Source organism: Glutamicibacter halophytocola, from assembly GCF_001302565.1.
In the GTDB taxonomy this organism is placed as follows: Bacteria; Actinomycetota; Actinomycetes; order Actinomycetales; family Micrococcaceae; genus Glutamicibacter; species Glutamicibacter halophytocola.
The window spans coordinates 2,912,999-2,935,149 of sequence record NZ_CP012750.1 but is presented as its reverse complement, the minus strand read 5'-3'; the positions used below and the strand labels follow the sequence as shown (position 1 = coordinate 2,935,149).

Genomic DNA, 22,151 nt, shown 5'->3' with positions numbered 1-22,151 from the left:
ATGGCCACTTTGCAGGCTAGCGATCTGACCTTGGCCTATGACAAGGTCACCATCGTCGACGAGCTGTCCTTGGATATTCCCACCGGGCAGGTGAGCATCGTGGTGGGCGCCAATGGCTGCGGCAAGTCCACGCTGCTGCGTGCCCTGTCCCGGCTGCTCAAGCCATCGGGCGGCCAGGTGCTGCTGGACGGGGCAGATATCCACTCCAAGCCGGCCAAGGATGTCGCCAAGACCCTGGGATTGCTGCCGCAGTCGCCGACCGCGCCGGATGGGATTACCGCCCGCGAGCTGATCAGCCGTGGACGCTACCCGCACCAGGGGCTTTTCAAGCGCTTCTCCGCAGAGGATGAAGCGGCGGTGAATCGCGCGATGGAGCTGACCGGCACCATCGAGCTGGCCGATCGAGCGGTGGATGAGCTCTCCGGCGGACAGCGCCAGCGCGTCTGGATCGCCATGGCCCTGGCCCAGGAAACCGATCTGCTGCTGCTGGATGAGCCCACGACCTTCCTGGACGTGGCCCACCAGCTGGAAGTGCTGGACGTGGTCAGCGAATTGAACCGCAGCCGCGGCATCACCGTGGTCATCGTGCTGCACGATTTGAACCTGGCCGCCCGCTACGCCGACTACCTGGTGGCCCTGCGCCATGGCAAGATCTACGCTGCGGGCCACCCCAATGAAGTGGTCACCGAAAAGACCGTCAAGGATGTCTTCGGCATGCCCAGCCGGGTGATCCCGGACCCGGTAGGCGGAACCCCGCTGGTCTTGCCCATTGGACGGCACCGGGTGCTGCGCACCGAACAGGTGCTGGCCTCCAAGGGCATTTTCCGCAGCGAGCCGCAGGCGCTGGAGCCTGAAGCCGCACCGGCCGCCGCCCGGAGTGTCAACGAGGATGCCGCCGAAGCCACGGCGCTGGATTGCCGTCCGGCCTATGAGCATGTCCCGACCCTGGCCTTTGACACCACGGTGGTCAACCGGCAAGAGCTCTCGCCTTCCTTCCGCCGGCTGACCGTCAGCGGCAAGGACCTGGACTATTTCGGGACCAACAGCCACCCCCTGGATATGCGCATCAAGCTGCTGCTGCCTCCGGCTGGCGGAACGGCCCTGACCGATGAAATCGCTTCGATGCGCCCGCAGGCCATGACCAGCCCAGCGGAACAAGAAGGCTGGTACAAGCGCTGGCTGTCCATTGATCCCGATACCCGCGGCTACATGCGAACCTATACGGTTCGCGCCTTCCGCGAGGCCGGCCACCGCGACAACCAGGGGCTGACCGCGGAACTGGATATCGACTTCGTGATGCACGGGCACCTGGTGGATGGAAAGCTGCAAGGCGGACCGGCCACCGAATTCGGCGACCGCGCGCAGGTCGGAGACCAGCTGCTGTTGCTGGGCCCGAACAAGTTCCTGAACGACGCGAGCTACGGCGGCATCGAATTCCGCCCGGGCGAAGCGCGGCGAATCGTGCTGGCTGGCGACGAAACCGCGGCCCCGGCGATCTGCGCCATTCTCGAATCGCTGCCGTCGAATGTCACCGGGCATGCGCTCATCGAGGTTCCCGAGACCACCGACATCCTGGGTGCTTCGACCCGTTCGGGTGTTTCGGTGCAGTGGCTGACTCGTGGCAGCCACGCCCATGGCGAGCTGTTGCGCAATGCCTTGAGCCAGGTGGTGGCGATTCCTGCAGCAGGAGTGGTGCATACCAATGCCGAGCCGGAGGACATCGATGTGGACTCGCAGATCTTGTGGGAGACCGGGCAGGCCAATAATGCGCCGTTCTATGCATGGATCGCCGGCGAAGCGGGAACGGTGAAGGAAATGCGCCGCTACCTCGTCCGCGAAGCTGGCATCGACCGCAAGCAGGTGGCGTTCATGGGCTACTGGCGCCACGGCAAGACCGAGAACTAATTCTGCCTCAGTGCAGAACGAGGGCCACGGCCCGGATAACCACGCAGCGGTTGTCCGGGCCGTGGCCCTTTAAAGCGGAATTCAGTGTGCGGGCCCTGGCTCCTTGCACGCCGAGCGTGCCGGCCGCGGATTGTCCCGGTCGAGGATTTCCAGCAGCCTCGCGAGTTCTTCGCGGTCCGGCGGCGAAAGCTTTTCGAAGTACCCTTCCATGCTTTCCCTGCGAAGCCGGGACATCTCGCCCAGCTGTGCACGGCCACTGGGACTTAATGCGATCAGCGTTGCGCGGCGGTCTGCAGGATCCGGGGTGCGGATCACCAGCTGCTTGGCCTCCAGCTGGTCGACTACCTCGGTGGTGGAGCGCGCTGCGATATGCAGCCGCTCGGCAAGCTGGGAATTGCGCAAGCCCTCGGACTCGGCATGCCCCAGCAGGGTCAGCACCCGTGACTGGTGCGGGGTGATTCCCAAGGGGATCAACCCTTCCCTCCAGCGGCCCCGGATAACGCGTGAAGCGCGGAGGAAAAGATCTGCCAAGTCAGGCTTGGACTCTTCGTTCAGCATGGTTTCAAGAATAGTGTGTTCTTCAGAACAATTTCAAGATGGAACCACATAGTGAGGTTACCTCTGTTATTCTTTGGGGGAAGAGAATGATGGAGGAGGGCCGATGAGCGTGAATTCAATGCCTGGACATCCCGGTGGGCCGGCCGGCGGAGGCCGAATGAAAAATGCCGTCCAGGACAGGCAATGGCTGGCCGAGCATCCGGTGTCGCTTCAGCGCGTAGCGGCACTGTTCCGCCCGCACTTGGGATCTGTCCTTGCTGTGGTGCTGCTGATTGCAGCCTCGTCCATCATCGGCTTGGCACAGCCCTTCATTGTCCGTGAGCTGATAGATGTCGCGATTCCCCAGTCCAATATCCGTTTCTTGGTGCTTGGTGCCGGGGGACTGGTCGCGATTGCCCTGGCCACCGCGGTGCTGGAGGTTTTGCAGACCTGGCGAGCCACCCTGATGGGGCAGCGCGTGATGCACCGGTTGCGAACCGGGCTCTTCACGCACCTGCAAAAGCAATCGCTGGGATTTTTCACCAACTCGCGATCCGGCGACGTGCAATCCCGGCTGATCAATGACGTCGGGCAGATGCAGTCGGTGATCACCAACTCGGCAACGAGCATCGCCTCGAACTTGACCAGCGTGGTGGCTACGGCCGTGGCCATGGTGGCAATTTCCTGGAAGCTGAGCCTGATTTCGCTGGTTGTCTTCCCGCCGGCCATCTTGCTGGCCAAGCAAACCGCGAAATTGCGTCGAGCGGTCACCGGCAAGCGCCAGCGCGAGATGTCGAACCTGGCATCACTCATTGAAGAGCGCCTGAGCATTTCCGGCGTTCGCCTCTCCAAGATCATGGGCACCGGTCCCGCGGATGCCCAGGCATTCGCAGGTTCCAGCCACAGGCTCATTGATCTTGAAATGAAAAGCGCACTAGCTGGTCGCTGGCGCATGGCCACCATGAGCATCATCTTCGCAGCCATTCCGGCGGCGCTCTATTTGGCTGCTGGCCTGCCGGTGACCGGTGATGGCATGAGCATCGGAACGCTGGTGGCCTTCACGGGGCTGCAGGCCGGGATCTTCCGCCCGGTCATGGGGCTCATGCAGCTCTCGGTGCAGTGGGTATCCGCGATGGCGCTGTTCAGCCGCGTCTTCGAATACCTGGATGCGGATCAAGAACTCCCGGTGGCCGCTGAGCCAAAGACGGTGGAGCTCCAGCGGATGAGCGGCGAGATCCAGCTGCGTGATGTGAGTTTCCGCTACCCCCAGGCGCATAAGCCAACCCTGGACCAGTTGAATCTGACACTCAAGGCTGGCACCATGACGGCAGTGGTGGGAGCTACTGGCTCGGGAAAGTCGACGCTCGGCTCCCTCTTGCCTCGCCTGCTTGATCCAACCTCTGGGCAGGTGCTGCTTGACGGGGTGGACCTGAGGGAATACGACCCGCAGGGCATCGCCAGTGCGGTTTCCGTTGTTGTCCAGGAAAGCTACTTGTTGCACGATACGGTCCGGGCCAACCTGTTGTGGGCTGCGCCGGAGGCGACCGAGGAGCAGTTGTGGCATGCCCTGGAATCGGCGCAGATTGCCGAGCTGATTCGCAGCTTGCCCCTGGGCATTGAGACCGAAGTGGGGCAGCGGGGCCACCGGTTCTCCGGCGGCGAGCAGCAGCGCCTGGCCATTGCCCGCACCATGCTGCGAGAACCCAAGGTCCTGGTGCTCGATGAAGCCACCAGCGCGTTGGATACGGTCACCGAGGCTTTGGTCCAGCAGGCATTGGATGAGCTGGCCGCGGGTCGAACCACGTTGCTGATTGCCCACCGGTTGAGCACGGTGATGCGTGCGGATCATATTGTGGTGCTTGATGGCGGGAAGATCGCAGAGGCCGGAACCTTTGACGAGCTGGTGTCCCTTGGTGGGCGTTTCGCCCGCTTGGTCCAGAACAGCGAGCTGGCCTCGCGGGCAAGCTAGCAGCTGGAGTCCTTGAGCCCCTGCTGCTCGATCGATTCAAGAATCTTGGGCAATGCGGTCTCCAGAGCGCGGCGTTCGGCGGCGTCCAGTGAATCAAAGAGGGTTTCGCGCACAAAGGTCACGTGGCTTGGTGCCGCGTTTTCGATGGTTGCCTGGCCCTGCTCGGTCAGCGCAATTTGATGGCCGCGGCGGTCGGTCTCATCGGAGCAGCGGCTGATCAGGCCCTTGGCTTCCATGCGGCGCAAGAGGTGGGAGAGGCGTGAGCGATCCCAGCGCAGTGCCTCGGCGACGTCCGCGGGACGTAAACTGGGTTCGGCTGCTTCGGAAAGCACGGCCAGGACCGAGTACTCCCCGGACTGCATTTGGGAATCGCGCATCAGCTGGCGATCCATGGCGCTGGGGAATAGCCAGAGGAATTCGCGGATGGTTCTCCAGAGGTCCTGCTCGCTCTCGGACAGCCAGCGGGTCTCATCGCTCGTCATTTTTCTTCACCCTTTTGAAATCTTGCAGATCAGCAAATTTTGTTGACGCATCAATCATCTCGTGTAAAGTTTAATTTTGCAATATATGGTGACGCGTCAATCAGATATCTGATCTCGCTGCCATGTTCAATTGCTGCCGCTTGCCATAGTGTCGATAGGGGAGCGCGCAATCTTGATTGGCACGACGGACTGTGGAGGGAAAAGATGAGCGAGGAATATTCAACCAAGGGTGCCTATGTCACCGGCGGGGAATTCACCCGGGATACCAATTACATCCAAGACCGGATCGTGGCCGATGCGAACCCGGCAAATTACGGCAGCGAGCACAACAACAGCAAGATCGGCCACCCGTACGCCGGCGTCAGCGAAGGCGCCCAGCTCTGGCCGGTGGAAGCCGGACGCTACCGGCTAGTCGCGGCTCGCGCCTGCCCATGGGCCAACCGCACGCTGATTGTTCGCCGAATACTTGGCCTGGAAGACGCGCTGTCTGTCGGACTGCCCGGCCCCACGCACGATGCCCGCAGCTGGACCTTTGACCTGGACCCCAGCGGGAAAGACCCGGTCCTTGGCACCGAGCGCATTCAAGAGAACTACTTCAAGCGCTTTGCCGACTACCCGCGGGGCATCACCGTGCCGGCTATCGTGGACATTCCCACCGGGGCGGTCGTCACCAATGACTACCCGCAAATCACCTGGGACCTGTCCACCCAATGGAAAGAATTCCATCGCGAAGGCGCGCCCAACCTGATACCGCAGGACCAGCTGGAGGAGATGCTCCCGCTGATCAAGCGCATCTTCACCGAGGTCAATAACGGCGTCTACCGCGCCGGCTTCGCGGGCAGCCAAAGCGCCTACAACGATGCCTATGACCGGCTGTTTGCCACCTTGGATTTCCTTGAAGAGCGCCTTTCCACCCGCCGCTTCCTCATGGGCGACCACATTACCGAGGCAGATGTCCGGCTCTTCACCACCCTGGTTCGATTCGATCCGGTGTACCACGGGCACTTCAAAACCAACCGGAACAAGCTCATCGAAATGCCGAACCTCTGGGGCTATGCACGGGATTTGTTCCAGACTCCCGGCTTTGGCGACACCATCGACTTCGAGCAGATCAAGGCCCACTACTATGTGGTCCACGAAGATATCAACCCCACCCAGATCATCCCCAAGGGGCCGGTCCTGGAGAACTGGCTGGAAGCGCCAGAACGCGAGCGCTTGGCCGACCAGGGCCCGTGGCTAGAAGGCACGGCCCCGGCGCCGGTGCGCCCGCAAGAGCGCGTCCAGTCCGGGCACAATCCGCTGTACCCTGCCGAACTGGCAGGCTAGTAGTCAAACCCCTGGGCTTCACAGGCCTTCTTGAATCCTTCAAGATCCGTGATCTCAGGGGTTTGCGGCTCCCGGAGATCAACCGCCTCGCGCAATTGCACGGTTGCGGATTGCGCGCCATGGGCTGCGGCCTTTTGCATATTGGTTTCTCCAACCCCCTGGGGCGCGTCAAGCCCGCCGCCAAAATGGATGCAGGCCGCATAGCCTTCTGGGTCCTGCTCCCTGAACTGATCAGTCGAAGACGCCGAGCACGCGGCCAATAGCAGGGTGGTGGCCGCCAAGAGGGGCAAGATTTTCTTCACGCCACCCATGGTAGCCAGTGCACGGCAAGATGAAGTGCGAACAACGCCATAGATCTCGCGGCGACATGGCCCAATCCAAGAGCCGGAGCCAGGCCCGGCGCGTGGCAGGATTAAACCATGACGATCATTGCTGCTGCAGATGGATCCGCCCTCGGCAACCCCGGGCCGGCCGGTTGGGCCTGGTACGTGGACGAAGCGAACTGGGCCGCTGGCGGCTGGGACCATGGAACCAACAACATGGGCGAGCTCCAAGCTGTCCTCGAGCTCTTCCGTTCCACCGCGCACCTGCCGGATGAAGAGCTGAAGATCCTCTGCGATTCGCAGTATGCCATCAACTGCATCAGCAAATGGATGCCCGGATGGAAAAAGCGCGGCTGGAAAAAAGCCGATGGCAAACAAGTCCTCAACCAGGACATCCTCAAGGAACTTGATGCCGCGATCCAAGGGCGGAAGTACACCTTTGAATGGGTCAAGGGGCACGCCGGCCATGAGCTGAACGAAGCCGCCGATGACCGCGCCCGGGCGGCAGCGACGGCGCATCAGCAGGGCACCGCTGTGGATGCTGGACCCGGCTACGCCGGTGGTGCACGCCCGGCAGCAGCCGCAGGCGGCACCGCCGCTGCGCCACCGGTTCCGGCGGAACCGGAAGTTCCGATCGCCGCCCAGGTGCACGCGGAGCCGGGCGCCGACTTCGCGGCCACGGTCTACGAACTTGAACTCGGCTTCCTCGACCCGCAGATCCGGTCCAGTTTCACCGAGCTCAAGGATTTCCTGCACCCCAGCTACCAAGAAGTGACCCGGCATGGCGGCCTGCTTGATGTCGCGACGATCGGATCGCTCTTGAGCGCCGGATCTTCCCTCCCGGGCACCGGCCAGATGCAGGTCCTGGCCACCCGCCAGATCAGCGGGGAAATGGTGCTGCTGGCCTACCGGATGAAGCCAGCCGACACCGGGACGCTCATTGTCTCTTCGTGGTGGCAGCTAGGTGCCAGCGGCTGGAAGCTTCGCTTCCGGCAGGAAACCATCGAGCAGCCAGCCTAGGTCCTGCCGCCGGGCATAGGGCAAAAAACATGGTCTATCGGGAAATTCCCGATAGACCATGTTTTTGCCCAGACTATTTATTTGTAGTCGCCAGGGCGGGTCTCGATGATGCCCTTCTTGTAATTGACGCGGTTGATCAGCCAGGTCAGGGCCCATAGAGCCACGCCGATGACCAGCAGCAGGCCCGCGATCTCATACTGCACCCAGTCAGCACGCGAACGCGCCCAAGGGCCAGCGAGGAACAAGCAGAAGGCCACGCCAAGAATCGGGATGATGGTCGGTGCGCGGAACGCATCGTCCGGTGCCTTCTCGCGGCGCAGCACCAGCAGCGAAATGTTCACTACCGCGAAGACGCACAGCAACAGCAGCGCAGTGGTGCCGCCCAGGGAACCGACAATGCCGTTCTCGCTGTCCAGGTTCACATAAGCCACCAAGGCGATGGCCAGGGCGGTGCTGAACAGGATGGCTACCCAAGGGGAGCGGCGGGTGGAGTGCACCTTGCCCAGGAACTGCGGCAGCACGCCCTGGCGCGCCATGCCGTAGAGCAGGCGGCTTGCCATGAGCATGTTCATCAGCGCCGTATTGACCACCGCAAAGACCGTCACGAACGGGAAGATGGTATCGATGGGAATGTTCGGTGCGCCGATGCGCACCACGTCCAGCAGAATGCCGGCATCCGGGTTCTTCGGGTTCAGCAGGTCGCCGGTGGGGATCACCATGATGACGGTGATGGCCACAAGCATGTAGATCACGGCGCACAAGCCCAGGCTGATGAGCATGATCTTCGGGAAGATCTTGTTCGGGTTTTTCGTCTCTTCCACCAGGTTGACCGAGTCCTCGAAGCCCACCATGGCGAAGAACGCGATGGCCGTGCCCATGGTCACTGCGGCGAAGAGGCTGCGATCCGAAGGGGTCTCGAAGACCACCAGGCGGCTCACGTCGCCCTGGCCCGAAGCGATAACTGCGAAGCCAATGCCGATAATCACTGCCATGATGGCCAGCGAAACGATGGTCAGCACCAGATTGAACTTCACGCTCTCGCCCACACCGCGCAGGTTGATCAGCGCAAGGAGAACGATGATGACAATGGCCGCCCACATGCCCGCCTGCGGGGTCGTGGGCACACCGTCAATGAATTGGCCGAAACCGATCAGCAGGTTTTGCCCCACCAGGGTTGCCGACGTGGCAGCACTGGTAATGCCAGAGCAAGCCACGGTGAAGGCCACGATAAAGGTGACAAAATGGATGCCGAAGGCCTTGTGCACATACAGCGCGGCGCCGGCGGCGTGCGGGTATTTGGTCACCAGCTCCAGGTAGCTGAAAGCGGTGAGGGTTGCGATGGCGAAGGCGACCAGGAATGGCAGCCACGCTGCGCCGCCGACCTGTCCGGCAACCTTGCCGGTGATGGCAAAAATTCCAGCGCCGATGATATCGCCCATGATCAGGAATAGCAGCAGCTTGGGGCCGATCACCCGCTTGAGTTCTGCATCCTGGCTCTGGGGTATTGGCGTGTCACTATCCACAGTCATGCGATCGAGATCATCTCCTTCAAATATTGGTGGCAAGCATGACAAATTTAGTGGCTGCACCCAAAGCGGGCAACCTGTCTTCAGGGCTGGCTCACAGTTTCCCAAGTTCAGCGGTATGAATCGCGGGATAAGCGGTAAATGGCCGGCAAACCTGTGACTTGACGTACGGATATGCTGGTAGATATGCCCAGGGGCGCCAATCGTGAATTGCGCGGAATCCGACTAGGGTTAGTTGAAAAGCGAGAAGCAGTTTAAGGATGTAAATGGACTCGGTGATCAGCGAAGATTTCGCACCGTTGGCTCAGGCTCTTGAAGCGCGAGCTGCCGAAGAAGAGGACTATTCGGCGCAGCTGGCCGTATATCACCGAGGCGAGCTGGTGCTCAGCCACAGCGTGGGAGAGCACCTTTCCGGGGATGCGCTGACTTGTGTTTTCTCCTGCACCAAGGGTCTGGGCGCGCTGGTCGTTGCCCTGCTGGTCCAGGATGGCCTGATCGACCCCGCAGCGCCGATGGCCAGCTACTGGCCGGAATTCGGCGCTGGCGGAAAAAATGCCCTGAGCGTCGGCGAAGTGCTCAGCCATCAGGCCGGCGTCCTCGGCGTTCCCGGGGGAGTGCCCAGCCAGGTGCTGCTGAACTCGGCAGAATACGCCAAGATCCTGGCCTCCATGCCAAGCATCTGGCCGCTGGGCCAGAACATCGTGGGCTACCATGCCATCACCATGGGGGTGCTCATGGAAGAACTGATTCGCAGGGTCACCGGCAAGGAACTCAAGGAGATCTTTGAAGAGCGCATCCGCAAGCCGCTGGGAGTCGATGCCTATATCGGGCAGGATCCCGCGCTGGAATCCCGCTACCGCGACGTCTTGCCGGCCGCCGAAGCTCCCGCCGAATTTTTCGACCCCTTCTCACCGGTGGGCCTCGCCGTGAACTCCTCCTCCGGGTTCGCGCTGGACAGCGGCCCGGTGTACAACTGGCACGAGCTGGCCAATGCGGCGCAGGTTCGCGAACTTGGCCCGGCTTCCATGGGCGGCGTAGCCAGCGCCCAGGGCCTGGCCGCCATCTACGCGGCGTCCTTCGGTGCGGTTCCTTCCCTCGGCGCTTCGCGCGGATTGCTCAGCGAAGACACCTGGTCGCAAGTGTCCACCGAGCTGGTCTACGGCCATGACCGCACCAATGGATTGCTGCAAGCCTTCGCACTGGGATTCATGAAAGCCACCGCGCGCAACAACTACGGCTCGATTTTTGCCTACGGGCACGATGGGGCGAACTCCTCCCTGGCCTTCGCGGACCCGGCCTACCAGTTGGGCTTCGGGTTTATCCCCTCGCGCACCGAGGGCGCCAGGGAAACCTCCACCGGGGTGCAATTGAGCCAGCTGTGCCGCCAGCTCATCTTGGCCAAGGGCGCCAAGGCGAAATCCAGCTAGCCGCAACGGCGCAACGCAAAATCATCAGCAAGACGAAGTGGGATTGAAGTGAAGAAGTTTCTGGCATTGGGTGATTCATTCACCGAAGGCGTCGGCGATGTTGATGCACAACGTCCAAACCAGGTGCGCGGATGGGCCGATCGAGTTGCCGAAGTGCTCAGCGCCCAGGGGGATTGGGAATATGCCAACCTTGCGGTGCGCGGCAAGAAAATTGGCCAGGTGATCAACCAGCAGCTGGACCAGGGGCTGTCCATGGCCCCGGACCTGGTGAGCATCTACGCCGGCGGCAATGACATTTTGCGGCCCACCGCGGATTTGGACGCGCTGATGCGCGGCTATGAGGGAATGGTCCGCCGCTTTTCCGAGGCCGGTTGCACCGTGATGCTCTTCACCGGCTTTGATACCGTCGAGTCCCCGCTGTTTTCCAGGACTCGCCCGCGCACGGCCATCTATAACGAGAAGGTCCGCGAGATCGCCGACAAGCACGGCGCGATCATCGCCGACTACTGGCGCTGGCGGGAATTCTCGGACCTGCGGTACTGGGCGGCCGACCGCCTGCATATGAATGAGCTTGGCCATGCGCTGATGGCTTCCAAGGTGCTCAACCTCCTGGGCGAAGAACAGGTGGCCGAGGGCAACTGGGCCGAACAGATCCAGGCACCGGTGCTGCCCGAGCTGGCGATGAACTCGCGCGGCGAGAAGCTCAAGGAAGAATTGGGCTGGGCCACCGAGCATTTGGTGCCGTGGATCAAGCGCCGCCTGACCGGAACGTCCTCCGGGGACTCCTTGTCAGCCAAGTATCCAGAGTACGTTCGGCTGGCCCTCCCGGCGAGCTAGAAGTTTTGTGACGGTTTTTCTGCCGAGGCGTCTTTGATGTTCCGCGCGCGGCAGGTAACATGGTGGTGTGCTGCGGGTCTGTGACCAGCAGCGTGCGCCATAGACGGATGGCGGGAGAGTCCCGTTCACACCATGGACGGGCGCCGTAGGAGCAATTCCTCCCCAGGAAACTCTCAGGCCCCCGTACCGCCATCACGAGGCAACTCTGGAAAGTAGCCGGCCAGTACCGGTTCACCGAAGGTGCAAGCGCCCGGCTTAGTTGGCCGGACGCGTAAAACTCTCAGGTAGTGCAACAGGGATGGGGAGGCAAAGCGTCCTTCCTTTGGCATGCGCCAAGACAGATCCCCGTGGAGACTCCAGCACCATGACCATCACGCAGATTTCGGCTTCTACGAATAGCGAATTCGTTGCCCGCCATATCGGCCCGCGTCCTTCCGACGTAGACACCATGCTTCAGACTCTGGGCTACAACAGCCTCGAAGACCTGATCGACACCGCCGTTCCGGCAGACATCCGCCAAGACGCCGTGCTGGATATCCCAGCCGCCCTGAGCGAAACCCAAGCACTGGCCCACCTGCGTGACCTGGCCTCCAAGAACGTCATGAAGACCCAGATGATCGGCCAGGGCTTCTACGACACCATCACCCCCGCGGTGATCCGCCGCAACATCGTGGAAAACCCGGCCTGGTACACCGCCTACACCCCGTACCAGCCAGAAATCTCCCAGGGCCGCCTCGAAGCCCTGCTGAACTTCCAGACCATGGTCATGGACCTGACCGGACTGCCGATCGCCAACGCCTCGCTGCTGGACGAATCCTCAGCCGCCGCCGAAGCGGTGCTGATGATGCGCCGTGCCAACAAGAAGAAGGCCAAGGGCAAGACCGTCCTGGACTCCAACATCTTCCCGCAGACCATCAAGGTCGTGCAGGGCCGCGCCGACGCGCTGGGCTTCGAAGTCGAGGTCGCTGACCTCTCCGCAGGCCTGCCAGAAGGCGACATCTCCGGCATCGTGCTGCAGCAGCCAGGCAGCAACGGCTCCATCTCTGAGCACGCCGGCATCATCGCCGCCGCCAAGGAAGCCGGCGCCATGGTTACCGTGATCGCCGATCTGCTGGCACTGACCATGATCACCCCTCCGGGCGAGCAGGGCGCCGACATCGCCGTGGGCAACACCCAGCGCTTCGGCGTGCCGCTGTTCTTTGGCGGACCGCACGCAGCCTACATGGCAGTGGCCGATGGCCTGACCCGCTCCATGCCAGGACGCCTGGTCGGCGTTTCGGTGGATGACGCAGGAGTTCCTGCCTACCGCCTGGCCCTGCAGACCCGCGAGCAGCACATCCGCCGCGAGAAGGCCACCTCCAACATCTGCACCGCCCAGGCATTGCTGGCCATCTGCGCCTCCATGTACGCCGTCTACCACGGCCCAGCAGGCCTGAAGCAGATTGCATCGCGCGCCAACAACCACGCCCGCGTGATCGCCAGCTCGCTGGTTGCCGGCGGATTCACCCTGGCCTCGCAGACCTTCTTCGACACCGTCGTGGTGAACGTGGAGAACGCCGGGGAAACCATCGCCAAGGCCATCGAAGCGGGCATCAACCTGCGCAAGGTCAGCGACACCCAGGTCGGCATCTCCACCGATGAGACCACCACCTCGGGCATTGTGAAGTCCCTGCTGGAGGTCTTCGGCGTGCAGCTCTCGGCTCCTGAAGGTTTCGAGATCCCTGCAGGCCAGGTGCGCACCAGCGACTTCATGACCCACCCGATCTTCAACACCATCTCCTCCGAGACCCAGATGATGCGCTACCTGCGCCGCCTCTCGGACCGCGACCTGGCGCTGGACCGCACCATGATCCCGCTGGGCTCTTGCACCATGAAGCTGAACTCCGCAGCCGAGATGGAATCCATCACCTGGCCAGAGTTCGCTTCCATCCACCCTTACGCACCAGCCGAGCAGACCGAGGGCTGGCGCGAGCTGATCACCGACCTGGAAGGCCGCCTGACCGCGATCACCGGCTACGCTGGCGTCTCCATCCAGCCAAACGCCGGCTCGCAGGGCGAATACGCGGGCCTGCTGGCCATCTCGGACTACCACGCATCGCGTGGCGAGGGACAGCGCAATGTCTGCCTCATCCCGGCTTCCGCCCACGGCACCAACGCCGCCTCGGCAGTGCTGGCCGGCATGAAGGTCGTGGTCGTGAAGACCGCAGCCGACGGCACCATCGACGCCAATGACCTGGATGCCAAGATCGAGGCCAACAAGGACGTCCTCTCGGCCATCATGATCACCTACCCATCCACCCACGGGGTCTACGACGCCGATGTGCGCGAGGTCTGCGACAAGATCCACGCTGCCGGCGGACAGGTGTACATCGACGGCGCCAACATGAACGCCATGGTGGGCCTGGCCCAGCCGGGCAAGTTCGGCGGAGACGTCTCCCACCTGAACCTGCACAAGACCTTCTGCATCCCGCACGGCGGCGGCGGCCCGGGCGTTGGCCCGATCGGCGTGGGCGAGCACCTGCTGCCATTCCTTCCAGGCGATGCCTCGGGCACCTACACCGAGCGCGACGGCGTGCCGGTAGTGGCTACCGCCTTCGGCTCGGCCGGCGTCCTGCCGATCTCCTGGGCCTACATCGCGATGATGGGCGGGGAAGGGTTGACCGAGGCCACCAAGCACGCCATCTTGAATGCCAACTACATTGCCAAGCGCCTGAACGAGCACTTCCCCGTGCTGTTCACCGGCAACAAGGGCCTGGTTGCCCACGAGTGCATCCTGGACCTGCGCGAGCTGACCGCGAAGACCGGTGTGACCGCAGAAGATGTGGCCAAGCGCCTGATCGACTTCGGCTTCCACGCACCGACCCTGTCCTTCCCGGTGGCCGGCACCCTGATGGTGGAGCCTACCGAATCCGAGGACCTGGGCGAGATCGAGCGCTTCATCGAAGCCATGATCACCATCCGCCAGGAAATGGAAGAGGTGCTCTCCGGGGTCTACACCATCGAGCAGTCCCCGCTGCGCAACGCTCCGCACACGGTCTCCGCTGTGGTCAATAGCGGCTGGGACCGCAAGTACTCGGTAGAGCAGGCCGCCTTCCCGGTAGCCAGCCTGAAGTCCGACAAGTACTTCCCGGCCGTCGGACGCATCGACGGCGCCGGTGGCGACCGAAACCTGATCTGCTCCTGCCCGGCTCCTGAAGCCTTCGAAGACTAGGAAGACGTTGAGATGACTGAGACTACCCAAGAACTCAAGCACACCGCCCTGCATGCCCAGCACGCAGAGCTCGGCGCCAACTTCACCGACTTCGGCGGCTGGGATATGCCGCTGAAGTACGGTTCGGAACTGGCCGAGCACAAGGCCGTGCGCTCCACCGCTGGCCTGTTCGACCTGTCCCACATGGGCGAGGTATACCTTTCCGGTCCGCAGGCCGGCACCGCGCTCAACACCGCGCTGGCTGGCAACTTCACCATCATGAAGGTGGGCAAGGCGAAGTACTCGCTGATCCTCGATGCCGAAGGCAAGATCATCGATGACCTGATCGTGTACCGCCTGGCAGAAGAAGAATTCCTCGTGGTGCCCAATGCCGGCAACGCCGAGGTTGTGGCCGCGGCCCTTCAAGAGCGCGCTGCAGGATTCGACGTGCAGGTGGATAACGCCTCGGCCCGCCAGAGCCTGATCGCAGTCCAGGGACCCAACGCGCAGGCGATTGTCGCGAAACTGGCAGCGGATGCCGAAACCGCCCAGAGCGTCACAGAACTGAAATATTACGCTGCGGCCAAGCTGGTGCTCGGCGGTATCGACGTGCTGCTGGCGCGCACAGGATACACCGGCGAAGACGGCTTCGAATTGATCATCGACAATGAACAAGCCGTCGAACTGTGGGCCAAGATCATCGCGGTTGGCGCGGACCACGAATTGGTTCCGTGCGGCCTGGCCGCTCGCGACTCGCTTCGCCTGGAAGCGGGCATGCCGCTGTACGGCAACGAGCTGAGCCTGGATCGCACCCCATTTGATGCGGGATTTGGCCCAGTGGTCTCCTTCAAGAAGGAAGAGGACTTCGTAGGCCGCAAGGCACTGGAGTCCCTGCGCGAGCAGACCCCGGCACGCAAGCTGGTTGGCCTGAAGGGCCTGGGAAAGCGCGCGGGACGCGGCGGCTACGCCATCGTGAAGGATGGGGCCACTGTTGGTGAAATCACCTCCGGACAGCCTTCTCCGACCCTCGGCTACCCGGTGGCCCTGGGGTATGTGGATGCGGAATTCAGCGAAGTCGGCACCGAGCTGGAAGTAGATCTGCGCGGTAAGACTTTGCCATTTGTCGTCGTCGAACTGCCGTTCTACACGCGAGCCAAGTAACGTTAAACATCAGTAGGGCCAAGCCATACGCCCGCTTATTCCCTTGGGAGAGGAAATACCGTGAGTAAAGTTCTTTCGTCATTGCGCTACTCGGCCGAGCACGAGTGGATCGATGCATCGTCCCCAGCCAAGGTCGGCATCACCCAGATCGCTGCAGACGCCCTGGGCGACGTGGTCTACGTGGACCTGCCAGAGGTTGGCGATTCCGTCAGCGCCGGTGAAACCTGCGGCGAGGTGGAATCCACCAAGTCGGTATCCGACCTGTACTCGCCAGTGACCGGCACGGTAGTTGCCATCAACGACGAGGCTGTTGACAACCCCGCAATCCTGAACGAAGATCCCTACGGTGCCGGCTGGCTGTTCACCGTAGAAGTGACCGAAGAGGGTCCGCTGCTGTCGGCAGCAGACTACGCAAGCACCAACGGTGGAGACGTCCAGTAATGAGCAACCCGACTTTTGAATCCCTAGCACCAGCATCGCTGACCCAGTCGCTGGCTGCCCTTGACCCAGAGGTAGCGCAGCGCATCGACGCTGAACTGGCCCGCCAGCAGCGCGGCCTGGAAATGATCGCCTCGGAGAACCACACCGCCCAGGCCGTCATGCAGGCCCAGGGCTCGGTGCTGACCAACAAGTACGCCGAAGGCTACCCTGGCCGCCGCTACTACGGCGGCTGCGAAGAAGTCGACGTCATCGAGACCCTGGCCATCGAGCGCATCAAGGAACTGTTCGGCGCGAACTTCGCCAACGTCCAGCCGCACTCCGGCGCCCAGGCCAACGCCTCGGTCTACCACGCGCTGGTCCGCCCGGGCGACACCGTGCTGGGGTTGAACCTGGCCCACGGCGGGCACCTGACCCACGGCATGAAGCTGAACTTCTCCGGCCGCTTGTTCAACATCGTGCCTTACGGCGTGAATGAAGAGACCAACGTGGTGGACATGGACGAGGTCGAGCGCCTTGCCATCGAGCACCAGCCGAAGATGATCGTGGCCGGCTGGTCGGCGTACCCGCGCCAGCTGGACTTCAAGCGCTTCCGCGAGATCGCTGACAAGGTCGGCGCCTACCTGTTTGTGGACATGGCGCACTTTGCTGGCCTGGTCGCTGCCGGCTTGCATCCGTCTCCTGTGCCTTACGCCCACGTGGTCACCTCGACCACCCACAAGACTTTGGCTGGTCCTCGTGGCGGCATCATCTTGTCGAATGATGCCGAGATCGCGAAGAAGCTGAACTCTGCGGTGTTCCCTGGCCAGCAGGGCGGCCCGCTGGAGCACGTGATTGCTGGCAAGGCGGTGGCGTTCAAGATCGCTGCGTCCGAGGAGTTCAAGGAGCGCCAGCAGCGCACCTTGGCTGGTGCGAAGATCCTTGCTGAGCGCCTGGCCCAGGAGGATGTGGCGGCCAAGGGCATCAGCGTGCTGACTGGTGGCACTGATGTGCACCTGGTTCTGGTTGACCTGCGCAATTCCGAGTTGGATGGCCAGCAGGCCGAGGATTTGCTGGCGCAGGTGGAGATCACGGTGAACCGCAATGCGGTGCCGTTTGATCCTCGTCCGCCGATGGTGACCTCGGGGTTGCGCATCGGTACTCCGGCGCTGGCAACCCGCGGCTTCTCCGAGGCGGCTTTCGCCGAGGTTGCAGAGATCATCGCGCAGGCGTTGATCGCTGGTGCTGAGGGCAATACCTCGGTGTTGCCGGAGCTGAAGGACCGGGTTCTGAAGCTGGCTGAAGCCCATCCGCTGTATCCGGACCTGGCCAAGGTTTCCGAGTAGCACCATCTTGTGAGGTGGGGGCCCGGAAGGCGGAAACATTCGCTTTTCGGGCCCGCAGTCTTTCATCCGCAGAAGTTCACCCCACGCTGTGCGGAAGTTCCGATGCAAGGATGTCCTCTTGCACACCACACCATCTTTCCGGAGTGAGCACTCCGGATTGCCGACGTTCTAAGGATGTGACCCGCCATGGCGGTAAGCGTATTCGATCTTTTCTCGGTTGGCATTGGACCCTCGTCCAGCCACACCGTGGGGCCAATGCGTGCGGCGCACGCATTCATCGCCCAAGTAATCCGTGAAGAGAAGATGGATGCCCTGGATAATATCCGGGTCGATGTCTACGGCTCACTGGCCGCGACCGGACGCGGACACGGAACTTTCACTGCCATCATGCTGGGGCTTGAAGGATTTGAACCCGAAACGGTGCTGCCTTCGCAGGTTGATGAACGCCTGGAGCAGATGGATGCCACTGGAATCTTGCAGTTGGGAGCGCAGCTAGGTCAGCGCAAAGACCTGAACTACTCCGTCAATGACATGGTCCAACACCCGTTGACCGTACTGCCGCGCCACACCAACGGAGTGAAGTTCGTGGCCCTCGATTCACAGGGCAATGAACTGGTCAACGAAACCTTCTTCTCGGTCGGCGGCGGCTTCATCGTGCGTGAAGGTGATGAAGAGCGCATCGAGAAGAATCTGGAAGAAAAGCTGCAACAGCAGCCATACCCATTCACGACTGCTGCCCAGCTTTTGGAGCATGTGAAGGCCACGGGCAAGTCCATAGCCGACATCATGATGTCCAATGAATTGGCCTACCGCAGCCAGGATGAAATCCGATCAGGACTGGTCCACATCTATCAGGTGATGGAGGACTGCAAGGACTCGGCCTTGGAACGTACCGGTGTGCTGCCCGGTGGGCTCAAGGTGCGCCGCCGCGCGCCGGAATGGCATGAGCGCCTGCGCAAGGAAGACAAGGACCGCGACCCTGTCTACTGGCAGGAATGGATCAACCTTGTCGCTTTGGCAGTGAATGAGGAAAATGCTTCCGGCGGCCGTGTGGTGACTGCGCCGACTAATGGCGCGGCCGGCATCATCCCAGCGGTCCTGTTCTACGCCACTCACTATGCCCCAGGTGCCAAGTACTGGAATGAAGAGGAAAGAAACGACGCCGTAGTGCGCTTCCTTCTCACTGCCGGCGCAGTGGGAGTGCTCTACAAGGAACAGGCCTCGATCTCCGGCGCTGAAGTTGGCTGCCAGGGCGAAGTCGGCTCGGCCTCGTCGATGGCCGCTGGCGGCCTCGCCGAAATTCTCGGTGGCACCCCGGCACAGGTGGAAAACGCCGCGGAAATCGCCATGGAGCACAACCTCGGGTTGACCTGTGACCCCATTGGCGGTCTGGTCCAGATTCCATGCATCGAGCGCAATGCGATTGCTGCATCCAAGGCAGTGAATGCTGCCAAGATGGCGCTGATGGGCGACGGCGAGCACCATGTCACCTTGGATGAAGTCATCATCACAATGCGCGAAACTGGCAAGGACATGAGCGATAAGTACAAGGAAACGGCCATGGGCGGTTTGGCCGTCAACGTGGTCGAATGCTAATCGCTAGCTGAGCTTTATTTTCGGGAGGCCGGTTGATCCGGCCTCCCGAAGCCATTTAATGTGAGATGCATCGTTGTTGTTGGCTATCAGCCTCGGATTTCTGATAGAACTGGCAATACACGCAGCATGAATCCATGCTTCGGAATTTCAGGAGGTGAGCTTCATGGACGGCAGTTCTAGTCGATCTATATACCTGCGAGCTCACCAGTTCCTTTCTTCATGCGCCAGCTGATTTTCCTGATCTAGGACAGCTCTGCGTCCGGCGAGTTCGCAGCCTAACCACCCTTGGCATGCGCAAATTTGCGCACGCAAATACTGACTGATTTATCACCCAATTTATCGGGTGGGGAGCAGTGAGTAGTTGCTTGTGAGCCTTGAAATTGCGCCAAACGAACCGTTGGGACGACCATTATGTTCACCTTCGAATACGTAGACTTTTCAACTACTTCTCAGGAAATCCGCACCTGCCTCGCAGCTGATGCATACCAGCGCCTAGCCGCGTTGCTCAGGGAACTGAAGCTGGGGCAGCTCATCGAGCAATTTGAGGCCTTGAAGACAACCGACGCTGCGATCCTTTACCGCATGCTGGACAAAGAGCGGTCGTTGGAAGTCTTCCAAGAACTCGATGCACCAGTACAGGCAGAACTCATCGAGACGCTCCAGGAAGAGTCGGTCGTTGAAGCATTCGCCGCGTTGGAACCCGCAGACCGGGTTGCGCTGCTTGACGAGCTGCCGGCCACCGTTGCCACGCAGTTGCTTGCTGGCCTGGACGCCCGGCAGCGTCAAGCGACCGGGGTACTGCTGGGCTACCGGGATTCAAGCGCCGGGCGGGTCATGTCGGCCCACTTCCTCTCCACGCATCCGGAGCTCACCGCCGGGCAGACCCTGGATCGCATTATCCCTCAGCTGGGCACGATGGAACACTGCCACATCATCATGGTGGTTGATCGCACCCGCCGGTTCATCGGAGCGGTGCGGCTGGCCGATCTGCTCGGACAGCCTCGGGAGCAGCTCATCTCTGACTTCAGCGTGGAAGTACCTGCCGCACAGGCCTCCGAGCCTGGCATCGAGGCAGCGCGCAGGGCTGTCGAACGCCATCTGGACTTGATGCCGGTGCTTGATAATGATGGACGATTGATTGGCGTGCTTCCGCTGGGCGAGGCCATCGACCTGCTCGAAGACGCCGAAGAATCACGCACCGCACGCAGCGCTGGATCCGAGCCTTTGTATCGCCCATACCTTGGCACTCCGCTGCGCAAGCTGGTGCGAGCCCGTGTGGTTTGGCTGCTGGTCTTGGCCATCGGCGCCACGCTTACTGTGCAAGTGCTCGCCACTTTCGAACAGACCTTGGAGTCCATGGTCGTGCTCAGCTTGTTCATCCCGCTGATCGTTGGCATTGGCGGAAATACAGGCAACCAAGCGGCCACCACTGTCACAAGGGCCCTGGCCATGGGAGATGTGCGCGTGAGCGACTTGGGCCGCGTCATTTTCCGGGAAGTGCGCATCGGGGCAATGCTGGGAGTGTGCTTGGGCGCTATTGCCTTCCTCATTGCCGGCGTCGTTTTTGAACTGAAGGTCGGCCTGATCATCGGGATAACGCTCGTGGCACTTTGCAGTGTGGCGGCGGCCGTTGGGGGAGCGATGCCGATTATCGGTAAGTTCTTCAAAGCCGACCCGGCGGTCTTCTCAAACCCATTCATCTCCACCTTCGTGGACGCTGCTGGGCTGATCGTGTACCTCACCGTGGCAGTACTCGTCCTGGGCCGGTGACCTTTGCGCTCGATGGTGCTGGGCGGAATAAATCAGGCGACCTCAACGTCACACTAGGTATGCCACAAAGCAAGTTATTCAGCCCAGTCACCATCCCCGCCAAGAACGGAACAGGACTCCAGCTGCGCAATCGCGTGGTTCTGCCACCGATGTGCCAATATTCCATCATCGAGCGCAACGGAGTGCCAACCACATGGCACCTCGCGCATCTGGGATCCATGGCCCACGGCGGTTTTTCCCTTGTCATCGCCGAGGCAACGGCAGTCGCTGCCGAGGGGCGGATCTCTGACCGGGACGCCGGATTATGGAACGACGAGCAGGTCGAAGCCTGGAAGCCCATCACCGAATACATCCGCTCCCATGGTGCTGCCGCCGGGGTGCAGCTGGCCCACGCCGGCGCGAAGGCCTCCACCTACGGATGGCTCAAAGAGCTGGAGGAAGCTGGACTCTCGGGCAGCATCAGTGTCGAAGACGGCGGTTGGGAAACCTTCACGTCCGCGCCGAGCGGGCTGTTCGACCTGAAGCCGGCTACAGCCATGAGCCGGGAGCAGATCGCCGAGTCCGTCCAGGATTGGGCCGCAGCGGCACAACGTGCTGATGCGGCCGGATTTGATCTCATCCAGATCCACGCAGCGCACGGTTATCTGATCCACCAGTTCCTGTCTCCACTGACCAATCAGCGCACCGATGAATATGGCGGAAGCTACGAGAACCGCACCCGATACTTGCGTGAAATCATCCAGGCGATCTCGGCCGTTTGGTCGGCAGATAAGCCGCTGGGCATTCGTTTTTCAGGCGAAGACTGGGTGGAAGACGGATGGGGCATTGCCGACACGGTGAAACTCGCCGGGGAACTGTATGAGCTCGGAGTGCGTGCATTTGACCTCTCAAGCGCGGGCATCGGGCCCTTCCGTGGGCCAACGGGGCCGGGGTACCAGGTGCCCCTGGCGCAGGCAGTCAAGCAGGCACTGCCGGACGATGCATTTGTCACCGCCGTAGGCGCTATCACCGATGCCATCCAAGCTGAGCATATTGTGGTCTCAGGGCAGGCCGACGGCGTGAGCATTGGACGCGCTGCCTTGGGCAATCCGCAGTGGCCAAACCATGCTGCCCAGCAGCTTGGCGCCGAGAAATCGCACCCTCCGCAGTACTGGCGCGGCCGCTGGTAAATTGTTGCCGCCATGCTGATTTCTTTCCAATCACAAGTTAGTTTCTGGTTACCTCTTCCAGCCACTGAATAGTGATGTTAGGTTAGTCCCACGGATCTAGTCGCAAGGCGGCCAAGGGTCGCGTGCGGAAGGGAGTCAGCATGGCACTAC

Annotated in this window: 17 protein-coding genes and 1 riboswitch; of the genes, 13 read left to right on the top strand and 4 right to left on the bottom strand. The window is 61.8% G+C overall.

From position 1 onward, the window contains the following. Positions 1 to 1,905, top strand: coding sequence for an SIP domain-containing protein (locus AOZ07_RS13580; protein WP_060702467.1), 1,905 nt, complete (start codon positions 1 to 3; stop codon positions 1,903 to 1,905). 81 nt (positions 1,906 to 1,986) lie between these two features. On the opposite strand, the gene AOZ07_RS13575 is transcribed toward AOZ07_RS13580, so the two are convergent. Further along, positions 1,987 to 2,463, bottom strand: coding sequence for a MarR family winged helix-turn-helix transcriptional regulator (locus tag AOZ07_RS13575; RefSeq protein WP_060702466.1), 477 nt, complete (start codon positions 2,461 to 2,463; stop codon positions 1,987 to 1,989). 103 nt (positions 2,464 to 2,566) lie between these two features. Between AOZ07_RS13575 and AOZ07_RS13570 the strand changes: the two genes are divergently transcribed. After that, positions 2,567 to 4,411: an ABC transporter ATP-binding protein gene (locus AOZ07_RS13570; RefSeq protein ID WP_060702465.1), complete on the top strand. Its 1,845-nt coding sequence runs from the start codon at positions 2,567 to 2,569 to the stop codon at positions 4,409 to 4,411. Here AOZ07_RS13570 and AOZ07_RS13565 read toward each other — a convergent pair. Then, on the bottom strand, positions 4,408 to 4,893 hold the full coding sequence (locus AOZ07_RS13565; protein ID WP_060702464.1) for a MarR family winged helix-turn-helix transcriptional regulator: 486 nt from the start codon (positions 4,891 to 4,893) through the stop codon (positions 4,408 to 4,410). The two genes, AOZ07_RS13570 and AOZ07_RS13565, sit on opposite strands and share 4 nt — an antisense overlap. 204 nt (positions 4,894 to 5,097) lie before the next feature. Between AOZ07_RS13565 and AOZ07_RS13560 the strand changes: the two genes are divergently transcribed. Further along, on the top strand, positions 5,098 to 6,219 hold the full coding sequence (locus AOZ07_RS13560; protein ID WP_060702463.1) for a glutathione S-transferase C-terminal domain-containing protein: 1,122 nt from the start codon (positions 5,098 to 5,100) through the stop codon (positions 6,217 to 6,219). Here AOZ07_RS13560 and AOZ07_RS13555 read toward each other — a convergent pair. Then, positions 6,216 to 6,521, bottom strand: a complete 306-nt coding sequence (locus AOZ07_RS13555) for a hypothetical protein (RefSeq protein WP_171919142.1) — start codon at positions 6,519 to 6,521, stop codon at positions 6,216 to 6,218. The two genes, AOZ07_RS13560 and AOZ07_RS13555, sit on opposite strands and share 4 nt — an antisense overlap. A 117-nt stretch (positions 6,522 to 6,638) precedes the next feature. Here AOZ07_RS13555 and AOZ07_RS13550 point away from each other — a divergent pair, with 117 nt between their 5' ends. Next, positions 6,639 to 7,562, top strand: coding sequence for an RNase H family protein (locus AOZ07_RS13550; protein WP_060702461.1), 924 nt, complete (start codon positions 6,639 to 6,641; stop codon positions 7,560 to 7,562). A gap of 77 nt (positions 7,563 to 7,639) precedes the next feature. Here AOZ07_RS13550 and AOZ07_RS13545 read toward each other — a convergent pair whose 3' ends face one another. Beyond that, positions 7,640 to 9,091 carry an APC family permease gene (locus tag AOZ07_RS13545; protein WP_060702460.1) on the bottom strand — a complete coding sequence of 484 codons (1,452 nt, stop codon included), beginning with the start codon at positions 9,089 to 9,091 and terminating at the stop codon, positions 7,640 to 7,642. A gap of 263 nt (positions 9,092 to 9,354) precedes the next feature. On the opposite strand from AOZ07_RS13545, the gene AOZ07_RS13540 reads away from it, so the two are divergent. The 9 genes from AOZ07_RS13540 to AOZ07_RS13500 all read left to right on the top strand — a co-directional run bounded on the left by AOZ07_RS13540 (position 9,355) and on the right by AOZ07_RS13500 (position 22,001). Then, complete coding sequence (locus AOZ07_RS13540; protein ID WP_060702459.1) at positions 9,355 to 10,515, top strand: serine hydrolase domain-containing protein; 1,161 nt, start codon at positions 9,355 to 9,357, stop codon at positions 10,513 to 10,515. A 48-nt stretch (positions 10,516 to 10,563) separates the two neighbouring features. After that, entirely contained in the window at positions 10,564 to 11,352 is a 789-nt protein-coding gene (locus AOZ07_RS13535; protein ID WP_335334221.1) for an SGNH/GDSL hydrolase family protein, read from the top strand. A gap of 101 nt (positions 11,353 to 11,453) precedes the next feature. Next, a riboswitch (glycine riboswitch) is annotated at positions 11,454 to 11,551 on the top strand. Positions 11,552 to 11,716: 165 nt separating this feature from the next. Beyond that, a complete protein-coding gene (gcvP, locus tag AOZ07_RS13530; RefSeq protein ID WP_194943675.1) occupies positions 11,717 to 14,563 on the top strand; it encodes an aminomethyl-transferring glycine dehydrogenase in 2,847 nt (948 codons plus the stop codon). Positions 14,564 to 14,575: 12 nt separating this feature from the next. Further along, entirely contained in the window at positions 14,576 to 15,703 is a 1,128-nt protein-coding gene (gcvT, locus tag AOZ07_RS13525; RefSeq protein WP_060702457.1) for a glycine cleavage system aminomethyltransferase GcvT, read from the top strand. A 60-nt stretch (positions 15,704 to 15,763) separates the two neighbouring features. Beyond that, positions 15,764 to 16,144 carry a glycine cleavage system protein GcvH gene (gene gcvH, locus AOZ07_RS13520; protein ID WP_060702456.1) on the top strand — a complete coding sequence of 127 codons (381 nt, stop codon included), beginning with the start codon at positions 15,764 to 15,766 and terminating at the stop codon, positions 16,142 to 16,144. After that, complete coding sequence (gene glyA, locus AOZ07_RS13515; protein ID WP_060702455.1) at positions 16,144 to 17,466, top strand: serine hydroxymethyltransferase; 1,323 nt, start codon at positions 16,144 to 16,146, stop codon at positions 17,464 to 17,466. Before gcvH ends, glyA begins: the two co-directional genes overlap by 1 nt. 186 nt (positions 17,467 to 17,652) lie before the next feature. After that, positions 17,653 to 19,062: an L-serine ammonia-lyase gene (locus tag AOZ07_RS13510; protein WP_060702454.1), complete on the top strand. Its 1,410-nt coding sequence runs from the start codon at positions 17,653 to 17,655 to the stop codon at positions 19,060 to 19,062. 411 nt (positions 19,063 to 19,473) lie between these two features. Further along, positions 19,474 to 20,832 (top strand): magnesium transporter, encoded by a 1,359-nt coding sequence (mgtE, locus tag AOZ07_RS13505; protein ID WP_060702453.1) that lies wholly within the window; start codon positions 19,474 to 19,476, stop codon positions 20,830 to 20,832. Between the two features lie 59 nt (positions 20,833 to 20,891). Beyond that, a complete protein-coding gene (locus AOZ07_RS13500) occupies positions 20,892 to 22,001 on the top strand; it encodes an NADH:flavin oxidoreductase/NADH oxidase (RefSeq protein WP_060702452.1) in 1,110 nt (369 codons plus the stop codon). The last annotated feature ends 150 nt before the right edge of the window (positions 22,002 to 22,151 follow it).

What these genes read in the sequence shown, in the direction of transcription:
- AOZ07_RS13580 (WP_060702467.1), top strand. Translation starts at nt 1, where the DNA reads ATGGCCACTTTGCAGGCTAGCGATCTGACCTTGGCCTATGACAAGGTC.
- AOZ07_RS13575 (WP_060702466.1), bottom strand. Translation starts at nt 2,463, where the DNA reads ATGCTGAACGAAGAGTCCAAGCCTGACTTGGCAGATCTTTTCCTCCGC.
- AOZ07_RS13570 (WP_060702465.1), top strand. Translation starts at nt 2,567, where the DNA reads ATGAGCGTGAATTCAATGCCTGGACATCCCGGTGGGCCGGCCGGCGGA.
- AOZ07_RS13565 (WP_060702464.1), bottom strand. Translation starts at nt 4,893, where the DNA reads ATGACGAGCGATGAGACCCGCTGGCTGTCCGAGAGCGAGCAGGACCTC.
- AOZ07_RS13560 (WP_060702463.1), top strand. Translation starts at nt 5,098, where the DNA reads ATGAGCGAGGAATATTCAACCAAGGGTGCCTATGTCACCGGCGGGGAA.
- AOZ07_RS13550 (WP_060702461.1), top strand. Translation starts at nt 6,639, where the DNA reads ATGACGATCATTGCTGCTGCAGATGGATCCGCCCTCGGCAACCCCGGG.
- AOZ07_RS13545 (WP_060702460.1), bottom strand. Translation starts at nt 9,091, where the DNA reads ATGACTGTGGATAGTGACACGCCAATACCCCAGAGCCAGGATGCAGAA.
- AOZ07_RS13540 (WP_060702459.1), top strand. Translation starts at nt 9,355, where the DNA reads ATGGACTCGGTGATCAGCGAAGATTTCGCACCGTTGGCTCAGGCTCTT.
- gcvP (WP_194943675.1), top strand. Translation starts at nt 11,717, where the DNA reads ATGACCATCACGCAGATTTCGGCTTCTACGAATAGCGAATTCGTTGCC.
- gcvT (WP_060702457.1), top strand. Translation starts at nt 14,576, where the DNA reads ATGACTGAGACTACCCAAGAACTCAAGCACACCGCCCTGCATGCCCAG.
- glyA (WP_060702455.1), top strand. Translation starts at nt 16,144, where the DNA reads ATGAGCAACCCGACTTTTGAATCCCTAGCACCAGCATCGCTGACCCAG.
- AOZ07_RS13510 (WP_060702454.1), top strand. Translation starts at nt 17,653, where the DNA reads ATGGCGGTAAGCGTATTCGATCTTTTCTCGGTTGGCATTGGACCCTCG.
- mgtE (WP_060702453.1), top strand. Translation starts at nt 19,474, where the DNA reads ATGTTCACCTTCGAATACGTAGACTTTTCAACTACTTCTCAGGAAATC.
- AOZ07_RS13500 (WP_060702452.1), top strand. Translation starts at nt 20,892, where the DNA reads ATGCCACAAAGCAAGTTATTCAGCCCAGTCACCATCCCCGCCAAGAAC.